General features: G+C 35.3%; 22 protein-coding genes. 4 read left to right on the top strand and 18 right to left on the bottom strand.

Going from position 1 to position 20,909, the window contains the following annotated elements:
* Positions 1 to 110 precede the first annotated feature (110 nt).
* From efbA to M2139_RS05365, 3 genes are all read left to right on the top strand, one after another.
* On the top strand, positions 111 to 1,805 hold the full coding sequence (gene efbA / locus M2139_RS05375; protein WP_280737789.1) for a fibronectin-binding protein EfbA: 1,695 nt from the start codon (positions 111 to 113) through the stop codon (positions 1,803 to 1,805).
* Between the two features lie 328 nt (positions 1,806 to 2,133).
* Entirely contained in the window at positions 2,134 to 3,138 is a 1,005-nt protein-coding gene (locus M2139_RS05370; RefSeq protein ID WP_280737788.1) for a DMT family transporter, read from the top strand.
* Positions 3,139 to 3,141: 3 nt separating this feature from the next.
* Positions 3,142 to 3,426 (top strand): hypothetical protein, encoded by a 285-nt coding sequence (locus tag M2139_RS05365; protein WP_280737787.1) that lies wholly within the window; start codon positions 3,142 to 3,144, stop codon positions 3,424 to 3,426.
* A 74-nt stretch (positions 3,427 to 3,500) separates the two neighbouring features.
* Here M2139_RS05365 and M2139_RS05360 read toward each other — a convergent pair whose 3' ends face one another.
* The 17 genes from M2139_RS05360 to M2139_RS05280 all read right to left on the bottom strand — a co-directional run bounded on the left by M2139_RS05360 (position 3,501) and on the right by M2139_RS05280 (position 18,480).
* Positions 3,501 to 4,253, bottom strand: a complete 753-nt coding sequence (locus M2139_RS05360; protein WP_280737786.1) for a helix-turn-helix domain-containing protein — start codon at positions 4,251 to 4,253, stop codon at positions 3,501 to 3,503.
* 15 nt (positions 4,254 to 4,268) lie between these two features.
* The gene (locus M2139_RS05355) at positions 4,269 to 5,468 is read right to left on the bottom strand and encodes a histidine kinase (RefSeq protein ID WP_280737785.1); all 1,200 of its coding nucleotides are present in this window, start codon (positions 5,466 to 5,468) and stop codon (positions 4,269 to 4,271) included.
* Positions 5,469 to 5,767: 299 nt separating this feature from the next.
* Positions 5,768 to 6,049: an ethanolamine utilization microcompartment protein EutM gene (gene eutM / locus M2139_RS05350; RefSeq protein ID WP_280737784.1), complete on the bottom strand. Its 282-nt coding sequence runs from the start codon at positions 6,047 to 6,049 to the stop codon at positions 5,768 to 5,770.
* Between the two features lie 66 nt (positions 6,050 to 6,115).
* Positions 6,116 to 6,757 (bottom strand): phosphate propanoyltransferase, encoded by a 642-nt coding sequence (locus M2139_RS05345; RefSeq protein WP_280737783.1) that lies wholly within the window; start codon positions 6,755 to 6,757, stop codon positions 6,116 to 6,118.
* A gap of 2 nt (positions 6,758 to 6,759) precedes the next feature.
* Positions 6,760 to 8,226, bottom strand: a complete 1,467-nt coding sequence (locus tag M2139_RS05340; protein ID WP_280737782.1) for an acetaldehyde dehydrogenase (acetylating) — start codon at positions 8,224 to 8,226, stop codon at positions 6,760 to 6,762.
* Between the two features lie 33 nt (positions 8,227 to 8,259).
* Positions 8,260 to 8,790, bottom strand: a complete 531-nt coding sequence (locus tag M2139_RS14270) for a BMC domain-containing protein (RefSeq protein WP_348522597.1) — start codon at positions 8,788 to 8,790, stop codon at positions 8,260 to 8,262.
* A 16-nt stretch (positions 8,791 to 8,806) separates the two neighbouring features.
* Positions 8,807 to 9,409 (bottom strand): hypothetical protein, encoded by a 603-nt coding sequence (locus M2139_RS05330; RefSeq protein ID WP_280737781.1) that lies wholly within the window; start codon positions 9,407 to 9,409, stop codon positions 8,807 to 8,809.
* 31 nt (positions 9,410 to 9,440) lie between these two features.
* Positions 9,441 to 9,698, bottom strand: a complete 258-nt coding sequence (locus M2139_RS05325; RefSeq protein ID WP_280737780.1) for a EutN/CcmL family microcompartment protein — start codon at positions 9,696 to 9,698, stop codon at positions 9,441 to 9,443.
* Between the two features lie 2 nt (positions 9,699 to 9,700).
* Positions 9,701 to 10,015: a BMC domain-containing protein gene (locus tag M2139_RS05320; protein WP_280737779.1), complete on the bottom strand. Its 315-nt coding sequence runs from the start codon at positions 10,013 to 10,015 to the stop codon at positions 9,701 to 9,703.
* A gap of 25 nt (positions 10,016 to 10,040) precedes the next feature.
* Complete coding sequence (gene eutJ / locus M2139_RS05315) at positions 10,041 to 10,880, bottom strand: ethanolamine utilization protein EutJ (RefSeq protein WP_280737778.1); 840 nt, start codon at positions 10,878 to 10,880, stop codon at positions 10,041 to 10,043.
* Positions 10,874 to 11,521, bottom strand: coding sequence for a hypothetical protein (locus M2139_RS05310; RefSeq protein ID WP_280737777.1), 648 nt, complete (start codon positions 11,519 to 11,521; stop codon positions 10,874 to 10,876). The genes eutJ and M2139_RS05310 overlap by 7 nt, the downstream gene beginning before the upstream one ends.
* A gap of 38 nt (positions 11,522 to 11,559) precedes the next feature.
* Complete coding sequence (cutD, locus tag M2139_RS05305) at positions 11,560 to 12,507, bottom strand: choline TMA-lyase-activating enzyme (RefSeq protein WP_280737776.1); 948 nt, start codon at positions 12,505 to 12,507, stop codon at positions 11,560 to 11,562.
* Positions 12,508 to 12,538: 31 nt separating this feature from the next.
* Entirely contained in the window at positions 12,539 to 15,118 is a 2,580-nt protein-coding gene (gene cutC, locus M2139_RS05300; protein ID WP_280737775.1) for a choline trimethylamine-lyase, read from the bottom strand.
* A gap of 39 nt (positions 15,119 to 15,157) precedes the next feature.
* On the bottom strand, positions 15,158 to 16,297 hold the full coding sequence (locus tag M2139_RS05295) for a 1-propanol dehydrogenase PduQ (RefSeq protein WP_280737774.1): 1,140 nt from the start codon (positions 16,295 to 16,297) through the stop codon (positions 15,158 to 15,160).
* 11 nt (positions 16,298 to 16,308) lie between these two features.
* Positions 16,309 to 17,769: an aldehyde dehydrogenase family protein gene (locus tag M2139_RS05290; RefSeq protein ID WP_280737773.1), complete on the bottom strand. Its 1,461-nt coding sequence runs from the start codon at positions 17,767 to 17,769 to the stop codon at positions 16,309 to 16,311.
* Between the two features lie 42 nt (positions 17,770 to 17,811).
* Positions 17,812 to 18,096, bottom strand: a complete 285-nt coding sequence (locus M2139_RS05285; protein ID WP_280737772.1) for a BMC domain-containing protein — start codon at positions 18,094 to 18,096, stop codon at positions 17,812 to 17,814.
* A gap of 84 nt (positions 18,097 to 18,180) precedes the next feature.
* The gene (locus M2139_RS05280) at positions 18,181 to 18,480 is read right to left on the bottom strand and encodes a BMC domain-containing protein (RefSeq protein WP_280737771.1); all 300 of its coding nucleotides are present in this window, start codon (positions 18,478 to 18,480) and stop codon (positions 18,181 to 18,183) included.
* Between the two features lie 558 nt (positions 18,481 to 19,038).
* Here M2139_RS05280 and M2139_RS05275 point away from each other — a divergent pair.
* A complete protein-coding gene (locus tag M2139_RS05275) occupies positions 19,039 to 19,992 on the top strand; it encodes a choline kinase family protein (protein WP_280737770.1) in 954 nt (317 codons plus the stop codon).
* Positions 19,993 to 20,299: 307 nt separating this feature from the next.
* Here M2139_RS05275 and M2139_RS05270 read toward each other — a convergent pair whose 3' ends face one another.
* Entirely contained in the window at positions 20,300 to 20,905 is a 606-nt protein-coding gene (locus M2139_RS05270) for a hypothetical protein (protein WP_280737769.1), read from the bottom strand.
* Positions 20,906 to 20,909 lie beyond the last annotated feature (4 nt).

The following is a 20,909-nucleotide window of genomic DNA, read 5'->3' as shown; positions in this document are numbered from 1 at the left end:
GCAAACCATCTTTGATTGGTTTTTCACTCATTTTCCGCTATACTATAGCTAGTTGTAAAGGTTTAACTGACCTTTTCCGCTTGAATCGGAAACAGAAAAGAGGAAAACGGATGTCTTTTGACGGTGTATTTACTCATGCGATGGTGCATGAATTACAAAATGAATTAATTGGTGGGCGAATTTCAAAGCTGCACCAACCTTATCATAATGAAGTTGTCTTAGTGATTCGTTCTAAAGGAAAGAATCATAAATTATTGCTATCCGCTCACCCTAACTATGCGCGAGTGCAAATTAGCAATATTATTTATGCCAATCCTGAAACACCACCCAATTTTATTATGATGTTACGGAAATATTTAGATGGCGCAATTTTAGAAGGTATTCAACAAACCGAAAACGACCGGGTAATCGCCTTTTTATTCACTAAACGGGATGAATTAGGTGATTTACAAAATATTCGCTTAATTGTTGAATTGATGGGTCGTCACAGTACGATTGTTTTAGTGAATTATGAAACGGGTAAAATATTAGATGCCATTAAACATATTAGCTCTTCTCAAAATAGTTATCGCTCTCTACTACCTGGTGTTGATTACATTGCCCCCCCACAACAAGCTAAAATCAATCCTTTTACAGCTAAAAAAGAGAAAGTTTTTGAAATTTTAGCCACAGCAGAAACTTTAAACGGTAAATATTTACAGCAACACTTTCAAGGTTTAGGAAAAGATACCGCTGATGAATTAGCTTTTCGCTTAAATCATAATCCTCAAGAAAAAATGAAAGTTTGGCAAGCTTTTTGGCAAGCCATTGAAAATGAACCCGTGCCAACTTTAGCTGTTTATAAGGATAAAGAATTTTTCACACCACTTACTTATCAAAGTTTAGGAGAAAAACAAACAAACTTCCCTAGTTTAAGTGAACTGTTAGATCATTTTTATGGAGATCGGGCAGAAAAAGAGCGCGTGAAACAGCAAGGCAATGAATTGTTACGAAAAATCGAAAATGAACTGAAACGCAATCAAACGAAATTAGCAAAACGGGAACAAACTTTAAAGGACTCTGAAAATGCCGAAGAATTTCGTCGTAACGGTGAACTTTTAACCACTTTTATGACCCAAGTACCTAAAGGCGCCAGCGAAGTAACTCTTGAAAATTACTACGAAGAAAATCAACCTTTAGTAATTGTCTTGAACCCTGCCCTTTCACCTAATCAAAATGCCCAGCGCTATTTTAATCGTTATCAGAAATTAAAAAATGCCGTTAAATTAATTCATCAGCAAATTCAAGAAGCCAAAGATGAAATTGCTTATTTAGAATCCGTTCAATCGCAATTAGATTTAGCAAATCCCATGGATATTGAAGTGATTAAAGAAGAATTAACGGCTGAAGGTTATATTCGCCAGCGAAACCAACGAAAGAAAAAACAAAAGGCTTCACAACCAGAACGTTTTATTAGTAGCGGCGGCACTTTGATTTTAGTTGGTAAAAACAACTTGCAAAATGATCAGCTGACCCTTCGTTCTGCTAAGAAAACCGACATTTGGCTCCATGCCAAAAATATCCCTGGTTCTCATGTAATTATTAAAGATGCTGAACCTAGCGAAGAAACTTTACTGGAAGCAGCTCAACTGGCAGCTTATTTTTCAAAATATCGCCATTCAGCCCAAGTACCCGTGGATTATGTGGCTGTCAAACACGTTCATAAACCTAACGGTGCCAAACCGGGTTTTGTTATTTACGAAAATCAAAAAACACTCTATGTTACTCCAGAAGAAGCATTAATCACTCAGTTACAGGAAAAATAATCAGGATTTTTAAAACTGGAACCTTAGTTTTGTTAACCAAAAATCATTATTGGTTAGTAAGACTAATTTTCCAGCCTTTTTATGTTTGTAAGTCAGCTTCCTACTACTTTCATAAAATAATCCTTAAAAGTAAAAATAATCCAAAAAAAATTTCTAAGTTCAAATATTAATCCAAGAAGTAACTTGAATAGTTTAATTTCTTTATTAACTGAAGCTATATAATAAGAGTGTAGATTTGTCTATAGGCCAAAAAATGTATCCGATTTCTTTTCGGCTGTCGGGTAGGTTTAACCGCCAAAAAAATTATTTTGATTGAGGAGTGTATTTTATGGATGTTAGTAAAAAAAATAATCCAGCTTTTTCAGCAAAGCAAAAAATGACCAGTAGTTTTACGCGACAAGGGATTTTATGTGGCTTTATTTCAGCTATTACCTTTGGCTTGTATAGTACCGTTTCTGGTTATGCTATGGGGCTTGATCCACTTGCAACAAGTGTGGTTAGTATTTTCGCGGCACCTTTTGTAGCTTCAGCAATTAATGATACCATTGCCGCTATTTGGTTAGTTATTTTTAACACAATTAAAGGCCGGTTTAAAGAAATCGGTCGTAGTTTAGCAATTTTTCCTGGTTTAATGGTTATTTTAGGCGCATTATTTGGCGGACCGATTGCTAATGGTGCTTATCTTGTTGGTATTGCTTCAGCTGGTGCTGCTGCTATTCCAATTTCAGCTTTATTCCCGATGTTTGGTGCGATTTTTGCACGTATCTTCTTAAAACAAGATATTTCTAAACGAGTAGCTCTTGGTATGGGGATTTGTATTGTCGGTGCGATTATGATTTCTATGGATGGTGGCGGAGAAATCGGCGATAACTTTGTCTTTGGTATCATCTGTGCTTTAATCGCGGCTATCGGTTGGGGAATGGAAGGTGTTTTCTCAGCATTTGGTATGTCAATGATTGATTCAAATATTGCCATTACAATTCGTCAAGGTGTTTCTGGTTTAGTATTTATTACTGTTGTTTTACCTATCTTCCACGCTTGGGGATTGTTCGCTGAAGTTTTAGCTGCACCTAACTTGCTATTAATTATCGCTATTGGCGCATTGTTTGCCGCTGTTTCTTTCTTAACTTGGTATGTTGCTAATAGTAAAGTTGGTGTTGCTACAGGGATGTCATTAAATAGTACTTATGTTTTATGGGGCGTTGTCTTCTCTGCAATTTTCTTAAAAACATCTTTAAGTCCAATGATGATTATCGGTGCGATTATTATTACCGGTGGAGCAATTATTGTTTCAATGAATCCAATGGATCTATTTAAAAAACAGGAGGGTTAAACTATGTTGCTACCTATTCGTTCTCGAGTGCTACATTTTATTGCAACAGAAGAAGTTGCAAATATTGATACGGTTATGACTGCTTTAAAAGATGAATATGGCACTGAACGCCAATTCACTTATGCTAACTTTATCGATCACCTATTATCTTTAAAAGAAAATGGTCTGCTTGATGAAGAAGATTATGAATTAGACGATCAAGGTCGTTTAAGAATTAACTATCGCATTAATGAAGAAGGTTTAAATACCGTTAATAAATATTTACCACAAAAATGGCGTCTTAATTAGTTGGTAATAAACGAGAAAAGACAGCTGTAATAAAAACTACAACTGTCTTTTCTTAAAATATTACTATTTTTTTATTAACTATAGATACTAACATTCGTTTGCATACGATATTTTTTCGGGGTTGTCTTCATTTGTTTAAAAAACACCCGGTTAAAATAAGAAGGATCATTAAAGCCACACTCACTTGATATCCGATAAGAAGGATAATCTGAGTTGGCCAACAACTCACAAGCATGTTTAATTCGTAAATTATTGACGTAATCAGTATAAGAAATCCCAATTTCTTTTTTAAAGACCCGACTGAAATATTGCGGATTCATAAAAACATGAGCCGAAACAGTTTCTAAAGTTAACCGTTCTGTATAATGTTCTTGAATGAAATGTAAGGCATCTTTTACAAAGCCTTGTACTTCTAAAGTTTCTGGTGTTTTAATTTCTAATTGTTTATTCCCTTCTTCTGTGCAAGCCAAAGCTTGTTGAAGGACGGCAATAATATCTCGTGGCTTAGCAGGTTTTAATAAGTATTTCGTTACGTTCAAATCAATCGCTTTTTGAGCACAAGTAAAGTCAGAAAAGGCTGATAAAATAATTACTTTTGCTTGCGGTAGAAATTGACGAATTTCTTCTAAAGCTGTTAAGCCATCTTTTTCGGGAATTAAAATATCTAAAAAAATAACACTAGGACAATGCTGGCGAGCTAATTCAACTGCTTGTACTCCAGTAGCACAAGTCCAAATAATTCCTTGTCCATTTAACTCCTCTTCAACAATCATTTCTAAAAAATCTCGTTCTAAAATTTCATCTTCTACAATTAATATACCACTCATAACAGGCTCTCCCATCTAATTATTTTTGGGGATTTTAATTGTTACGATACTACCACTAAAATCTGATTTAGTAATAAATAATCCATATTTCTCACCAAAATACTGTTTTAAGCGGCGATGCGTACTACGAAAACCTAAACTCATTTTATTGTCTTTATTGTTTTCAATTTCATCTAAAACTTTTTGCGGGAAACCATTACCATTATCCTCAACACAAATTTCAATCGTATCTGGGGAATCTAAATTAACCGCATAAATCTTAATCTTGCCCCCCTCACGCTTCGGCGTAATTCCATGAACTAAAGCATTTTCCACAATTGGCTGTAGAGTCATGTTCAAAATGTGCTGCAAGCGTAAATTATCAGGAATATCAATCTCGTAATTTAAACGATCTTTAAAGCGAACCTTTTGAATATAAAGATATTTATTAATATAATCAATTTCTGATTCAATACTGTGCAGCTGATTTTCTTGCTTTAAAGTATATCGTAATAAATCTGACAAACAATAAATCAACTCTTCAGTAGTGTAAGATTTTTCAAAATAAGCCGTCCTGGCAATTGAGTTTAGCGTATTAAAAAGAAAATGAGGATTAATCACTAACGAATCATTTTTTGTTTCCAAATCAATAATTTTCTTCTCCAGAATCTCTTTTTCAATTGAAAGACGTTGCACATCTTGATTACCATTAATGACTTTTTCTTGCACATCTAGAGCAATGTTATTAGCTACATGCTCGCAAATTTGTTCATAAATTCGGTATTCTTTGTGATCAATCGTTTCTAAAGCAGCTAAGGCTTTAGCGATATTTTCAATTGGAACACCACTCTCTTCACTAATTTGTGGCAGATCAAACAAATATTTTTTATATTCGGTTTCCGCCGTAAAAGCTTGAATCCCAATGACATATCCAAGAATTTCATCATCAACTTTAATAGGAATATAAACATTTTCCAAGCCAAAATCACAAATATAGTGTCTTTGCTCTGGTCTTTGTAATTGCTTCACACAGTGATCACAAACTTTATTATAAGAACTTTGACAGGCAATTTTACAAAAATCCGGCATCGGATTAAATTCCATCAAAATTTCCCCGTCAATATCAGTCAAAAGTAAAGAAACATTTGAAATTGGTAGTACACTGCTGTATCTGCCATACAATTTTTTATCAACTAGCTTACGTAAAGGATTTTCTTGTTTATTCGTAGGAAACACCACCTTACTATGCAAAGTTATTTGTTATTAAATCAGTAAAACGATTCATTTAAAATATTTCATTGACACTCCTATTCTAACACCTAGAAACCGGTTTCTCAATAAATCTCAAAAATTGATAATTTTCAATTTTTGTAACTTTTTCATTCAAAATAAACCTGAGACATGATTTTGATTCAAAAGTCCCAGGTTTTAAAAACGAGTAGCTACAAAAATTAAGTTGTAACTACTTAAAGGTTAGGATGTGGGTGGAAATGCATCTTTATGACTGCTTTCCACCCATTCCTGATTGGTGTTAATTAAGCTTTAACTGATGGTAAAATGTTTTCTACGTCACCATGAGGACGTGGAATTACGTGAACTGAAACTAATTCACCAATTCTTTGAGCAGCTGCAGCGCCGGCATCAGTTGCTGCTTTAACAGCACCTACATCACCGCGAACCATAACAGTTACTAAACCGCCACCGACAAATTCTTTACCAATTAAAACAACATTGGCTGCTTTAACCATTGCGTCTGCTGCCTCGATTGATCCTACTAATCCTTTTGTTTCGATAAGTCCTAAAGCTTCTGATTTCATTAAAATTTCCTCCTAATAGTTGGTTTATAAAGCAGCTTGAATATTTTATTCTTACTGCTGAATGAATTAATTAATATATACTTTGGATTTAGAATTTAAACCCATTGCATTTGCTTCTTCAGTGTCTAAATGACACTCTAGTTGAAAGGCATCGCTAACGCGAATTACCACGTTATCAAGGGTACCACCTCTGATTCCTGCTAAGTGCAGTGAAACGATTTGATTGTTAACCACTTGAAATTTTTCAGCATCTCGTGGATGCATATGAATATGACGCTGTGCAACAATCACACCTTGTGCTAATAAAACTGTTCCTTGGCTACCAATAATAGTAATGCCAGGGGTTTCAGCGATTTCTCCTGATTGGCGAATTGGTGCTTTCACACCTAATTTAAAACAGTCAGCGCTTAAAATTTCTACTTGTGTTTCTGGTCGAGCAGGACCAAGCACACGAACTTTTTCAATTACGCCTTTTGGTCCACAAATGGTTACGACTTCTTTACAAGCATACTGACCTGGCTGAGAGAGATCTTTAATTTTAGTTAATTGATATCCTTTGCCAAACAATGTTTCAATATCAGCAGCTGATAAATGAATATGACGATTAGATATCCCTAAAGGAATAGCTAATGCTTCAGTCGTCACTGTTTTTTTAGTAACGGGTATATCATGAGCGAAACGCTCCACTAACGCTTGATATTGTTCCATGGTTATTTGACACCACTTTTCTCTAGCAGGGTCATTAGCTCAGTAACTAAAGCAGTAATATTCGGATTGCTAATTTCCTCAGCAATTGAAGGTGCTGGTGTTTCAGGAACACTGACACATTCTTTAATCCCATAAGCAACTCGTTTAATGTTCACCAAATGTCGCGGTGTTACATTATCTGAAGTTGCACTACCACCCCAAGTGCCACAACCTAAGGTAAAGGCTGGCGCCAAGCCACTGCTTACGCCTACACCGCCTTGAGTTGAACCAGTATTTACCAAAATACGGAAAACTGGTTTTTCAGAGAATTTCATCACAATATCAGGATTATTGGTATGGATAGCAAAGCTATGTCCCACCCCGCCATTATTTAATAAGGCGATTGATAGTTCACAAGCTTCTTGCCAATCGTTAACCGTGTAAAAACCTAACACAGTCGTTAATTTTTCATAAGATAAAGGATGACCTTCACCGACACCATTTTGACGACCAATTAAAACTTTAGTATTTGCAGGAATTGTAATTCCCGCAGCTTCAGCAATCACTTGTGGCGAACGACCTACCATTTTAGCGCTCATGACATGGCCTTTAACAAATAATTTAGCTGCTACTTTTTCAGTTTCTTCAGTTGTCATAAAGTAAGCGCCTTGTCGCTGAAATTCAGCAACAACTTTTTCTTCAATAATTGTCTCAACAATAATAGTTTGTTCAGAAGCACAAATGGTGCCGTAATCAAATGTCTTACTAGCGATTACGTTGGCTACTGCTTGAGGAATATCAGCTGTCCGCTCAATATAACAAGGCACGTTCCCAGGACCAACGCCAAGTGCCGGTTTCCCAACGCTATAAGCGGATTTGACCATTGCTGAACCACCAGTTGCGATGATTAAAGCAATTTCATCGCGACGCATTAATTCGTTAGTACCTTGCATTGAAGGTTTAGAGATACAACTAACAATTCCTTCAGGTGCTCCCGCTGCTACAGCTGCCTCATTCATTAATTCAGTTGCTCTTAATGTACATTTTAAAGCAGAAGGATGTGGCGAAAAGACAATCCCGTTTCTTGATTTTAAAGAAATAATCGCTTTATAAATGACTGTTGATGTTGGATTTGTTGAGGGGACAATCCCCATTAACAAGCCCATTGGTTCAGCAATTTCTAAAACTTTATTCGTATCATCTCTTTCAATAATGCCAACTGTTTTCATATCTTTAATATATTGATATAAATTAGTAGAAGCGTGATGATTTTTGAAAATTTTATCGCTAATCTTACCAAAACCAGTTTCCATAACGGCCATTTCTGCTAATTCTTCCGCATGTTCTTCCGCTACTTTCACCATATTGGCAACAATTTTTTCAATTTGTGTTTCTGTATATCGGGCTAATTTCTCTTGGGCTTCTTTGCCTTTACGAGCTAGTATCCGAACTTCTTGGATAGAAAGTAAATCATATTCACAAATTTCCAAATAACTCATCCTTTCTTTCATTTTTTAAAGAAATCATTCGGGAAAGTTAACCGAAAAACGTTTCATTAAAGTTGAACGATTAGCCATTGCTAAAGCTTGATCAGTTAAGCCCAAATTATCGAATTGTTTCGCTAATTGGCGTAATTCTTTCACTGTCATCGTTTTTAATGTTTCTTGGTTAATATTTTCCAAGTTGAAAATAGTTTCAACGATTTCTTCTGTTACTGTTTCTGATGCTGTTTCTTCAACGACAATGACTTCTTCGGCAAGCGTTGCTGAAGCTTCAGCAGGTTGATCAAATAGCACTTCCGCCACTTCAGTGTGGGGTCTTGGAATTACATGCTGTGTAATTAATTGTGCTGTACCAAATTTTGAGACAGATGATGCACCGGCATCAACGGCGGCTTTAACGGCACCAACATCTCCCGTAACGGTAATTGTAACTAAGCCACCACCGACAAATGAACGTTCAACTAATTCAACTTGAGAAGTTTTAAGCATTACGTCACAAGCTTCAATGGCTGGAATTAATCCTTTGGTTTCAATAAACCCAATTGCATTCAAATTACCCCTCCTCTCACTATTTAGTTGCTTTTAATTGAATAAATCGTAAGTTTTTCTTTACCAAACCTTGAATCTTAACTGCTTTTGTATGTTGTAAAACATCGCCAGCTTCAGCATGATATTGTCGATTTTCAATCGTAAAATCAACACAACCTTCTAAAATCAAATGAACTTCATCTTCAAAATACAAGTCTTGACAAGGACCAGCTTTTATTTCGATAACTTTTAAATTTAAACAGTTAAATAAGTTTTTAAAAAGCAACTGGCTAGAGCAAGCATTTTTTTCACATGATTCCATTTGAATTGATTGACCATGAATCAGCAACGTTCCTTGACAATCTTTTTCAGATTGATAAGGAGTTTTTTGTAAAATCGCTGTTAAGCGCTGTAATAGCTCTTGATTGCCAAGTAACTGTAATAAAGCACCTGGATCTTTTTGCTGTAAAAAATCGCTTAAATCATTAACAATTGGTTCAGCCTCTTCTACAAAAGCAATTCCTAGTTCTTCAGCAACGTCATACGCGGCAGGTGTAACCAAGGTTTGCGGAGTAATCATACATTCTTTTTGGTCTGCTTCTTTAAGTGCATAAATATCAGCTATGCATATTAATTTTTTCACTTTATCACCGGCCTTATTAAACTTTTAACAGTTAGAAATGACAATCCTCGTCAATAATTCCAATCACAATCGCATCGACTGGCGGATTATTTTCAAGCATATAGCGAGCTGATGAACCAGTAGCAACAATCACACGATCGCCAATCCCTGCTCCGATAGTATCAACAACAATCAGGCGTCGTGAATTTTCTTGCGGGCTAATTTCTTCAGCTAGCATAAATTTCAAACCATTTAAATTTTCTGCCTTACGAGTGGCCCAAACATTATCAATCAATTTTGCTGCTAACATTTTTATTTCCTGCCTCTCGTTGTTTTCATTTTTCTTTGAATATCTTCAATAGCTGTTTCGACTGAGGCAGTATCACCAAACAGTGCTAACAACACCATATTTTGCGGACAACTCCCCCGAATATCAACCGCGGTAATGCCAGCAGCCTTCTCAGCGATATCAGCAACATAAACCATATCAATCAGTTTTCCTTGAACTAAACCTACTGCATCACAGTCTTTAAAAAGTTCTTGACTAGTGTTATGGCTCATCCCCATCCGTCTGGTCATAATTTCTAAAGCACCAGTCGAAGGTGACTGAATAATTCGATAATCCATTCTTTTCACCTACAATCTATTTGTTTTACAAAATCTCATCTTGGCAATTTAAAGCAATGCCCAATGGTGTAACGAACATGGGATTGTCGGGTTTAAAAGTTGGAATCTTCGTTTGTTTTTCAATCACTTTTTCAATGCCAGTTAAACAACAAGTCCCACCAACTAAATAAATCTCTTTTACATCAAAAGACTGAACATGTTGATTAACAATGCTAGCTACTTTTTCAATAACTGGTGTTAAAACTGGTAGCAACTCTTGATGATTTTGCTCATCTCGCTTAAATACATCTGCTTCCTCAAAAGAAATGTGATAAGAACCAGCAACAACTAAGGAAAAATGAGTACCTCCAGTTGCTTCGTCAACAACATGAACGACTTGACCATTTTCTAAAATTGTAATGCCAGTTGTGCCACCACCAATATCAACAATCGCACCATTTTCTATCTTCAAAACAGCATTAGCAGCTGTTGGTTCATCTAAAAGCGCCGTCAATTCAAAGCCAGCACCTTCCACCACATGGCGGATAACTCCAGAATCCAAAGTTGCCGTTCCCGGTGGTAAAGCTGCCGCACAATAAAGTAACTCCACCCCGAGTTTTTCTTCTAGCTGATCTTTTAACTCTTTAACAATTTGAATGGCTCCTAAATAGTCAACAATCATGCCATCTTTAACAACACTTGCGTAGCGATAAGCTCCAGCAACTGGTTCTTTTTGATCATTTAAGACTGAAAGAACAATGCAAGAAGTTCCTAAATCAACACCAGTGAAATATTGCTGACTTGTTTGCTTGATAGGCTTTTCAATTACTTTTTCAAACTCTTCAATTAGTTGATTGCAATAAGCAAAACGTTCCATCGTCAACATTTATTTCCTCCAGTTAAAATTTCTTGTGATTTATAAGCTAAACTATTTTTAGTAGTTGTTAAAATTTCAATCATTGCTGAAAGGTTAGGATCTTCTGCTGTTACTACTTCTGCATTAAGCAACAATAAAGTTTCATTTAAAGCAGCTTGTAAGTAATTAATAGCAGTTAATTCTCTGCCGCATCCCCCTTGTAAATCCAAAATGGTTAACGGCCGATTTTCAACAGGTTGCAATTCGCTGGCTTGCCAAGTACTTAAAGGAAATGGCGGCAAAGCTTGCTGTTTTTGATAACTAGTTATTAATTCTTGGAAAAAATAGTTGATTAACATCATGTCTTCAGTTAAAGGACTTGCTTTTTCTAACAATAAATTTAGTAATAAGAAAGCTGTAGCTGATAAATTTTCTAAACGAGCTAAAACTTTTGCTGAACAAGCAATATCCCCTCTACAGATTTTTAAATCTGTGAACTGGTCTGTGCTTTTTTCCTCAGTTTGCTCTTCGTTAGTAATTAATTTTATTTTGCGATCAATTAAGAACTGCTTAGCTTCGGGAGTTAAACGCATATCTTGAGATAAAGTAAAACTTGAAAAAGCTGCTTTTTGATATTGTCTGCGTAGTTCACTTTCTACAATAAAATGCATCATGTCTGCTCCTTAGTTTCTAATTTCTAGTTCTTATTTTAGTGACGAATCACTTTTACAGGAAAATCATAATGAGAAATTTGCTGTTCAATTAAATCTAAATCTTCATCACTCATACTTAAATCTTCGGTAATCGGATAAACTTTATCTAATTGATCATATTTATTAACTCCTAATTTATGATAAGGTAATAAATCAATTCCTTGGAAATTTGGATAGTCTTTAAAAGGCATTAAAAACTCAATTGTTCCTTGAATTGTTTTCGCATCATGATTTAAGCCTTTCATTAAAGGCATACGAACCTTAACGTTATAGCGTCTTTGAATCAATTCACTCAAATTTTCAAGAATGCGTTCATTTCTAACCCCGGTTAACTCTAAATGTTTATCAGGATCAATATGTTTTAAATCAAATAGAAATAAATCACAAAACTCAGCAATCTTCAGTAAATTTTTTAACGAACTATGACCACAAGTTTCAATAGCTGTATTGATACCTTCATTTTTACATTCCATTAATAAGTTACTGGCAAATTCAGCTTGTGTCGTTACTTCTCCGCCACCTAAAGTGACCCCACCACCAGAAGTTTGATAAAACATCATGTCTTCTTTAGCGATTTCAATTAGGTCGGAAAGTAAGCGATCATCTCCAGCGATGGAAAGTGCCTTTTTCGGACAAACTTTTTCACAAGCGCGACAGCCATTACAGTTAATAGTACGATCAACATAATGAAAGCCTTCAGTTTCATCAATCTTATGAATTTTCATTGGGCAAGCAGCTACACAAGCACCACAGTCAATACACAGATTTTTTTGAAACATCACTTCATATTTACGTTCAATACTTTCTGGATTTGAACACCAACGACAACGTAAGGGACAACCTTTAAAGAAGAACAAGGTGCGGATACCTGGTCCATCATATATTGAATATTTTTGAATGTTGAATATCCGCGCTTTTCGTTGGATTTGAATAATCTTTTCCATCTATCTCACCTTAGTTCTTCATTTTTCTTTTTTAGAAGTGTTCTAACATTGTCCGGCTAATGATTTCATCCTGTACCTCTTTACATAATTCAGTAAAGTAAGCACTATAACCAGCTACTCGAATAATTAAGTCGCGATAATCATCAGGATTTTTTTGTGCGGCAATCAGCACGTCATTATCAACGTAACTAAACTGCATTTCACCATTTCCTAAAATTGATGCGGTTCTTAATAATGTGATTAAACCATTACGGCCTTCTGGCGTTTCCAAAATTCCTCGTAATAATTTAAAGTTATGAACCATACCAATATTCATAGAAGCGTTATCCATTTTAGAAACAGATTTAATAATCGCTGTTGGGCCTTTTTTATCTGCTCCTTGAGTTGGGCTGATACCATCTGATAATGGTGTCCAAGCAGTCCGTCCGTTAGCAGAAGCCCCTAACAATTCACCAAATGGTGTGTTATTAGAGATTGATAACGTACCATGACTAAATGTTGCATAAAGTGTTTTATATTTACGATGTTCTTTTTCAGTCCAATGAACGATATCAGCAGCGATATTATCTGCGTAATCATCATCATTACCATATTTAGGAGCTGCTAAACAGTCTTGACGAAGTTGTTCGTAACCTTCAAAGTTAGCTTTCAAACCATCACGCATTTGTTCAAGGGTATATTTTTTCTCATCAAAGACAAGTTTTTTAATTGAAGCCATTGAGTCAGCATAAGTTGCTAAACCTGACCAAATTAAACCTGGACCCCAGTTATGAACACAACCACCAGCTGCTACGTCGCGACCTGTTTCCATACAACCTTCCATCATTAATGACATTAAAGGTTTTGGTGCTACATCACGGTGAACTCGTTGGCTGACAACTGTACCTACAGCAGAAAGTTTAGTAATATAAGCAACTTGTTCTTTAACTGCTTTTTCAAACTCTTCATAAGTATGGATATTAGATAAATCACCTGTGTCGATACCTTGTTTAGAGTTATGCCATAACATCCAACCACGGTTTAATACAAATTCAATCGCAATTGGCCATTGGGTATAACCAGTTGAAGTCCATTGATATAAACGGCCAGCTTTTTGTGGTTCCACACAACCCATTAAGCAGTAATCACGAGCATCTTCCATATCGAAACCTTTAGAAAGCATCATTTGAATATGCGTATCATCAAAGTGACAAGCTGGGAATCCTAAACCTGCACGAACCACATCAACAATTTTTTCTAAATATTTTTGTGGTGATTGGTTGTGAATCCGACAAGCTAATGATGGTTGATAAACCCCAACGTGGCGGACAGCATCCATTAATAAGTAAGTTAAATCGTTAGTAGCGTCACCGCCTTCACGTTTTTGACCGCCGACACACATATTAACGAATGGTTGATAACCCGCAAAGAATTTAGAACCACCCTCACTTGAAATCCACATCATTTCAGAACATTTAATTAAGAAGTTACCAGCCATTTCAAAGGCTTCGTAGTCTGTAATGCGACCTGCTTTAATATCAGCTTCGTAGAATGGATACATATATTGGTCCACACGACCAATTGATAGACCTGTTTGGTTTTCTTCAATCATAAATAATGATTCAATTGTCCATACGGTTTGCAAAGCTTCTTGGAAAGTTTCAGGTTTGTTAGCTGGTACTTTAGCGTTAACTTCACCGATTTTCATTAATTCAGCTTTACGTTTTGGATTAGCTTCATGTGCTGCTAATTCATAGGCTTTTTCAGAGATACGACGAGCATAAGCCATTACCCCTTCAGTTGTGTCGATAACTGATTTGTAGTAATAAATTTTGTCGATATCTTCAGGGTTTTCCATAGATAATTCTTCTAAATGAGCACGAGCTTCATTTTGAATATCTTGCATCCCTTTTTTCATTAAAATAACGTCATAACCTGGGTTTGAATCCCCACCACCATTGATTTGGTGATAAGATAAATCACTAACGAAAGCTTCGCCAGAAAATTCCCAAACGCCAGCTTCACGGTACTGTTGTTCACAAATTTCATCTAAAGATTTATTTTCCCAATAAGGGAATAATTCTTCTCGCATAACTTTTTTATCTTCTTCAGAAATGTAGAATGGATCTTGTGGACGGTTATGAATTGTATCTAATTCATCTTTCATCCAACGCCAAGCGATTTCCGGAGAGAAAGCACCGGCACGTGGCGCACCATTCGGATGTCCTACGATTAATTCATCATCTTGAATTAAAATTGGTGCTGTTTCACAAGCTGCTCTAAAAGCTTTAGCACGTTGCATAATTTTTGGTAAGCCTGGTGTTTCTTTAACAATATTTGTATAGGCAATTGCACGATGAATTGTAATACTTGGAACAGCTTTTAAATAGTTGTCTTTCAAACGTTTCAAACGTGGTGTCATACCTTCAGGATATTTACCGTCAGTTGGTACATCATCACAAACCACATTTGGTGAGTGACTTTCTTTAGCAGTAGGTAAAGTCATTGTTCCTTCTTGGCTGTTTAATTCTTTTGAAATACCTTGGAAAAGCTTTAACATTGCTGATTTTTCTTCAGGTGACATATTTTTTGTCACATCAGCAAATTTTTCTGAAATTTCATCAATATTCATTAATTAACCTCAATTCTCTTAAGTAATAAGTAGATTTCTTTAAAAAGCTTTTTTGTAGATTGTAGCTAATGCTTCGGCTGTTGGTGCAATTGGATTGGTTGGAGTGCAACGATCTAACATTGCTCCTTCGGTCATTTCCCCAATCGCTTGACAGTAGCTGGCTTCATCACTAATTAATGCTTTGAAACTTGTTTCGACTTTTAATGATTTTTTCAGTTTAGCAATGGCATCAAGATAGTTAACAACACCTTCGCGAGTGGTTCTAGCTGGTAATTGTAATATTTCGGCTAACTTTGCATATTTTTCAGCTGCTTGATTATTGGCTGAGCCACAAAGTTCTGCATTATATTGAATAACATGTTCAATTAATAACGCATTACAACGACCATGAGCGATGTGAAATCTTCCGCCTAAAGCATGAGCTAAACTATGAATAATTCCTAAGCCAGCATTATTAAAAGCAATTCCTGCTAAGCAAGAAGCATTATGAACATGATTTCTGGCATTATCATTATGAATATCTTGATAAACCTGTGGTAAATATTCGAAAATTAATTTAATGGCTTTTTCTGCTAAAGCATCAGTAAAATCGTTAGCGTTTTTGGAAACATAAGCTTCAGTGGCGTGGGTTAAAACATCCAAACCAGCGTCAACTACAACTTTAGCAGGTACGCTACTAACACAATCAGAATCTAAAATTGCTAAATCTGGTGCTAACATTTCATCAACAATCACAACTTTTTGATCTTCAGCGGTAATCACTGAAAAATCAGTAACTTCAGAACCAGTTCCGCTAGTTGTCGGAACCGCTACAAAGTAAGGTTTTTTAATTGGTTCAGCACTCATTTGTTGGGCAGTGTAGAAAATCCCTTTAGCTGCATCAATGGCTGAGCCGCCACCAATCGCCACCATAACATCTGGTAAAGTTTGCAAATACAATTGCATACCAGCGGCAATCACTTTAGTATCAGGATCTGGTTTAACGTCAGTAAAAGTAACTGATTCAATCCCAGCTTCTTTTAAATAGTCGGTTACTTGTTTTAAATAACCTAACTTTTCAAGAATACCATCGGAAATAACTAAAGCTTTGTGTCCTTTAATTTTTGATAGTAGGCTTAAAGAACCTTGATCAAAAATAATTTTACTATTTAATAAAAATTGATTACTAATTCTTATCACCTCTTTATCTGTTAATGATTATTTTCAGTACTTAATTTTTGAATCAGTTGTTGCAAAATTGCTTCTAATGAATTTTCATCATTATTTAAAACAGGTGTTGTTAAACAATCACTTAATTCACGAACGCCATAACCAACCATTCTGGTATGAATTAAATGTTTCGGCGAAATATTTTCAGAAGCTTGCATATTACCTAAATTAGCGCTGCCTAAGGTCATGGAAGGAATCAAATTAGTTGTTGCTCCCATACCACCTAAACTAGATGGCGTGTTAACCAAGACACGCGCAACAGGTTTTTTCAGCGAAAACTCACGAATGACGCTTTCATCATTTGAATGAATCACTAAGGTATGGCTTTTACCAGTATCCATTAATAATTCAATACATTTCTCACAAGCCAATTGCCAATCCGGCTCAATAAACATTGCCAACACCGGCGCATAAAACTCACGATTGAAAAGATTATTTTCCGATACATATGCTTGCTGATAAATTAAAACTCGCGTCTGCTCTGGCGCTTCAATCTTCGCCATTTTTGCTAATTCAAAAGCAGAACGACCAACGCTTTCAGCATTTAATTCACCATTTTCTCGTTGTAAGACTTTTAACAAGTCATTAACTTCGGTTTGGTTCATAAAATAAGCGCCTTGTTTTAAAAATTCCGCCTTAACTGCTTCAGCAATCGGGCCATCTAAAACAATGGACTGTTCCGCTGCCGAAACGATACCGTTATCAAAAGTACGACTTTCAATAATTTGTTGAACGGCTTTTTCAATATTGCAAGTTCGTTCAATAAATACCGGACCATTGCCGCTACCTCCATAAATAAATGGTTTACCAGCTTTTTTCAAAGCAGGCAATAATTTAGGAACGCCAGTGACCATAATCATATCGGTGGCTTCATGAGTAAATAACTCTTGAGTGCCTAAGGGCGAAATCAATTTCATACAACTAATTGCCCCTTCAGGTAAACCTGCTGACTCAGCTGCTACTTGCATCATTTCCACCACTCGTTGAATCGTTCTTTTTGCTCGCGGATGTGGCGAAATCACCACCGCATTTCCACTTTTAATAGCAATTAGAATATTATGAATGGTAGTAGAAACGGGGTTGGTTGCCGGAATTAAAGAAACCACAACCCCAACTGGTACGCCAATCTCAACTAATTGATCTGCCTTATTCTCATGAACTACGCCGACATATTTCTTATCTTGTAAGTAATGAGCTAAATATTCACAAACAAAACGATTTTTTAAAAGCTTGTGAGCTTTGATACCATAATTTGTTTCAGCAACAGCTTGTTGAGCAAAATCTGCTAACGATGGCTGAATCGCTATAATCATTTTTTCAATGACGATATCTAGTTTTTCTTGTGAAGTTGTTTTCATTTCTTTGGCTGCTTCATGAGCAAGTTCTAAGTGAATCCGTGCTTCTTGAATAGATAAAAGATCTTTATCAACTTTATAAGTCATTTACTTTCACCTCTTTTCTGAAAAAGCCGCATATTTCAAAGCTTAAACATCAAAGGAATAACGACCAATAATTTTTTCAATATCTTGATGAGGATGAGGAATTACATTATGGCTGTAAACTTCAGCTCCCATATGATTAACTGCTTCAACACCAGCTTCAACTGCTGCTTGAACAGCACCAACATCACCTTTGACTAATACCGAAACATAGCCAGATGCTACGTTTTCATAGCCAATTAAATCAACATCAGCTGCTTTACACATAGCATCAGCTGCTTCCATTACAAAAACTAAACCAAAAGTTTCAATAAATCCTAATGCGTCCAATAGTTATGCTCCTTTCTATTTCTAAGTGGGAGTTACCAATTATTCAATTCAATCAAACTGGTAACTTTTCAGATTTTTAACTGTTTACTCGGCATCAATGTCATGAGCCATAACGATGTGTCCGATTGGACGGATTGGTCGTGGCATCACGTTGTAGGCTGTAACTTCACCAATTTTAGCAGCTGCCGCAGCACCCGCTTCAACTGCTGATTTTACGGCTGCAACATCACCTTTAACCATTACAGTTACTAAAGTTGAACCGACATTTTCATAAGAGACCAATTGAACATCAGCTGCTTTTAACATTGTATCGGCAGCTTGAATTGCTGGAACCATTCCTTTTGTTTCAACTAAACCTAATGCTTCATTACCTTGATACTCCACTAGTTAATCCCCTTTCTTAACTTAATTTATAAATCATTTGTTGAAATGATTTTTTACTAATAAATTTAAAGAACAAACGACTCCCGTCTGTATAAATTCATACTATCATGTGACGAAAATATAAAATCGCATATTCTGGAGGACTATTTTGTATTTTTGAAACCGATTACTTAAAAAATAGTACAAATACGACTTTGTAGTACAATCTGAATTTTTTAACAAGATTTTGCCATTTTTATAAAATGTCTGAAAAGTCCAATCTTTTATACAAAACGATTAGTAATCAGTTATTTAGTAACTATCTATAGAAATAAATTGTCATCATTATGGAATTATTTTGGGGAAGTCAATCACGATTCTTTTTTTTAAGAAGAGAATGGAGTATAATTAAAAGAGTTGAAGAAAAAAGTTTTAAACCCTAGCTTATCAAGGGATTAGGATTTTTCTATAAATTCTAAAGCTGGTTTTATAAAATAACTAATAAATGCGTAAACGGTAACAAAAAAATGCCTCATTATTTCATAAAGCTGTTATAAAAAATTGATTGGATGTTATTCTATGAGAAACTATGAAGAAGAAAACTTATCTATGGTTGATTCCATTGAATTAACCATTACTCAAACTTTGCAAAAAGTTTTTAATGATGATTCGTTAGTTTTTGACCGCTCTCGTTTTGCTGGTGGACTAACGAACTACAATTATTTAATGACCATTCAGGGAAAAGACTACATTGTCAGAGAACCTGGGGTCTTAACGGATCAAATGATTGACCGTGATATTGAAGAATATAATACTAAAGCAATTGATAGTTTTGGCATTAATTCTAAATGTATCTACTTTGATGCTAAAACTGGGATTAAAATTAGTGAATTTGTCGCTGACAGTTGTAATTTAGCACAAGCTGAACCTTTTTCAAAAGACAGCTTACAGCAAGTGGCTGGTTTATTGAAAAAAATTCATACTAGTACGATTTCTTTTAAAAACATTTTCAGTTGGCAAGATGAATTAGCCAAATATGAAGAGATTATCGAGGAGATTAACGGAGCTTTATTTTCTGATTATTATTTATTAAAAGAAAAAACTTTTAATTATTTTGAAGATTATATTGCTAACGTACCCCTAGTTCCTTGTCATAACGATACAGTACCAGAAAACTTTTTAGTTAGCACAAACAAAGACTTTTATTTAATCGACTGGGAATACTCTGGCTTAAATGATCCTAACTTTGATTTAGCAGCTTTCATTATTGAAACTAACTTACCGCCACAAGCGATTGATAGCTTTTTGCAAAACTATTATGGCAATCAAATTAGTGAAGCCAATATTCATACAATTAAAGGTTATATGGTGGCGCAAGATTTAATGTGGACAGTTTGGGCGTTGATTCGTCATTACTGTGGCGATAATTTCTTGGATTATTGTGATATGCGTTATGAACGTTTCCGCAAAAATATTTTAGCTTTATCAGAAGACCCAGATTTTCCAATTTATAAAATGGTAGAATTAGCATAATAAAAAAACAGGCAAAATTGCCTGTTTTTTTATATTCTCTATCTAATTATTTTCTTTAAGTGACCAATTATAAAAATAAGTTAACCATTCTGAATCTTTTCTTCCATTTTTAAAAACAATATATCCATTATACTTATAGTTATAATCAATTTTCCAACCGTTTGACTTTGTTCTTTTTTGTTGAATTAGAGATAAAGGTTCCAGACAATTTTCTTCCGCCAATAAGTTTCCTTGACTAGCAATATACAATAAATCAGTAAGTGAAAGTGCATAGCTTTGTGGAAACATTGTTTCTGATATATGCGAACTAATTATACTGATTACTCGATAGTCTTTTAAACATTTTGTGTTTTAGCATATATGCTAATCCTTGTTGTATTAAATCGTTAACTACAAGATTATCATCGGTTACTTTTTCTTTATAAGTAAGAAAGGCTCTGACTGATTTCCCAATTCCGATGTAACAAGGGACATTTTTCATACAGCCACCATATTTACAAATACCATCATATTGCCACACTATCTTTTGATTACGCTCAAAAACTTGATAAGTTGTAATCCATTTTAAAGCTGATTTAGCTTGCTTAGTTGCTCCTAAGCCCAATCTAATATAAGCTTCTAACAGCATAGCATTATAGCACGGAACAATGCCTTCTTTTTTGCCAGTAATTGAAAAACCAGATTCAGTTGCTACATTTTCATTAATAAATGTTACTAATTCTTGAACAAATTTCAGTTCATAGCTGAAAGGAATTTCTGCCACACCTATTAGGGCAAAAATTTTTCCTAGTGTCGTCAAATTTTCTAAATCTGCAAATTTTTTAATTAATTCTGATTCAGATAGAAAGGATGATGGATCTGCTACAACTTCGCCACTATCTACTAACATTCTTAGCTTTAAAGCTGAGTCCATTTTA

This window comes from Enterococcus sp. PF1-24 (genome assembly GCF_029893325.1).
Lineage (GTDB): Bacteria > Bacillota > Bacilli > Lactobacillales > Enterococcaceae > HY326.
The sequence above is the reverse complement of the archived record's forward strand: the minus strand, read 5'-3'. Positions and strand labels throughout refer to the sequence as shown.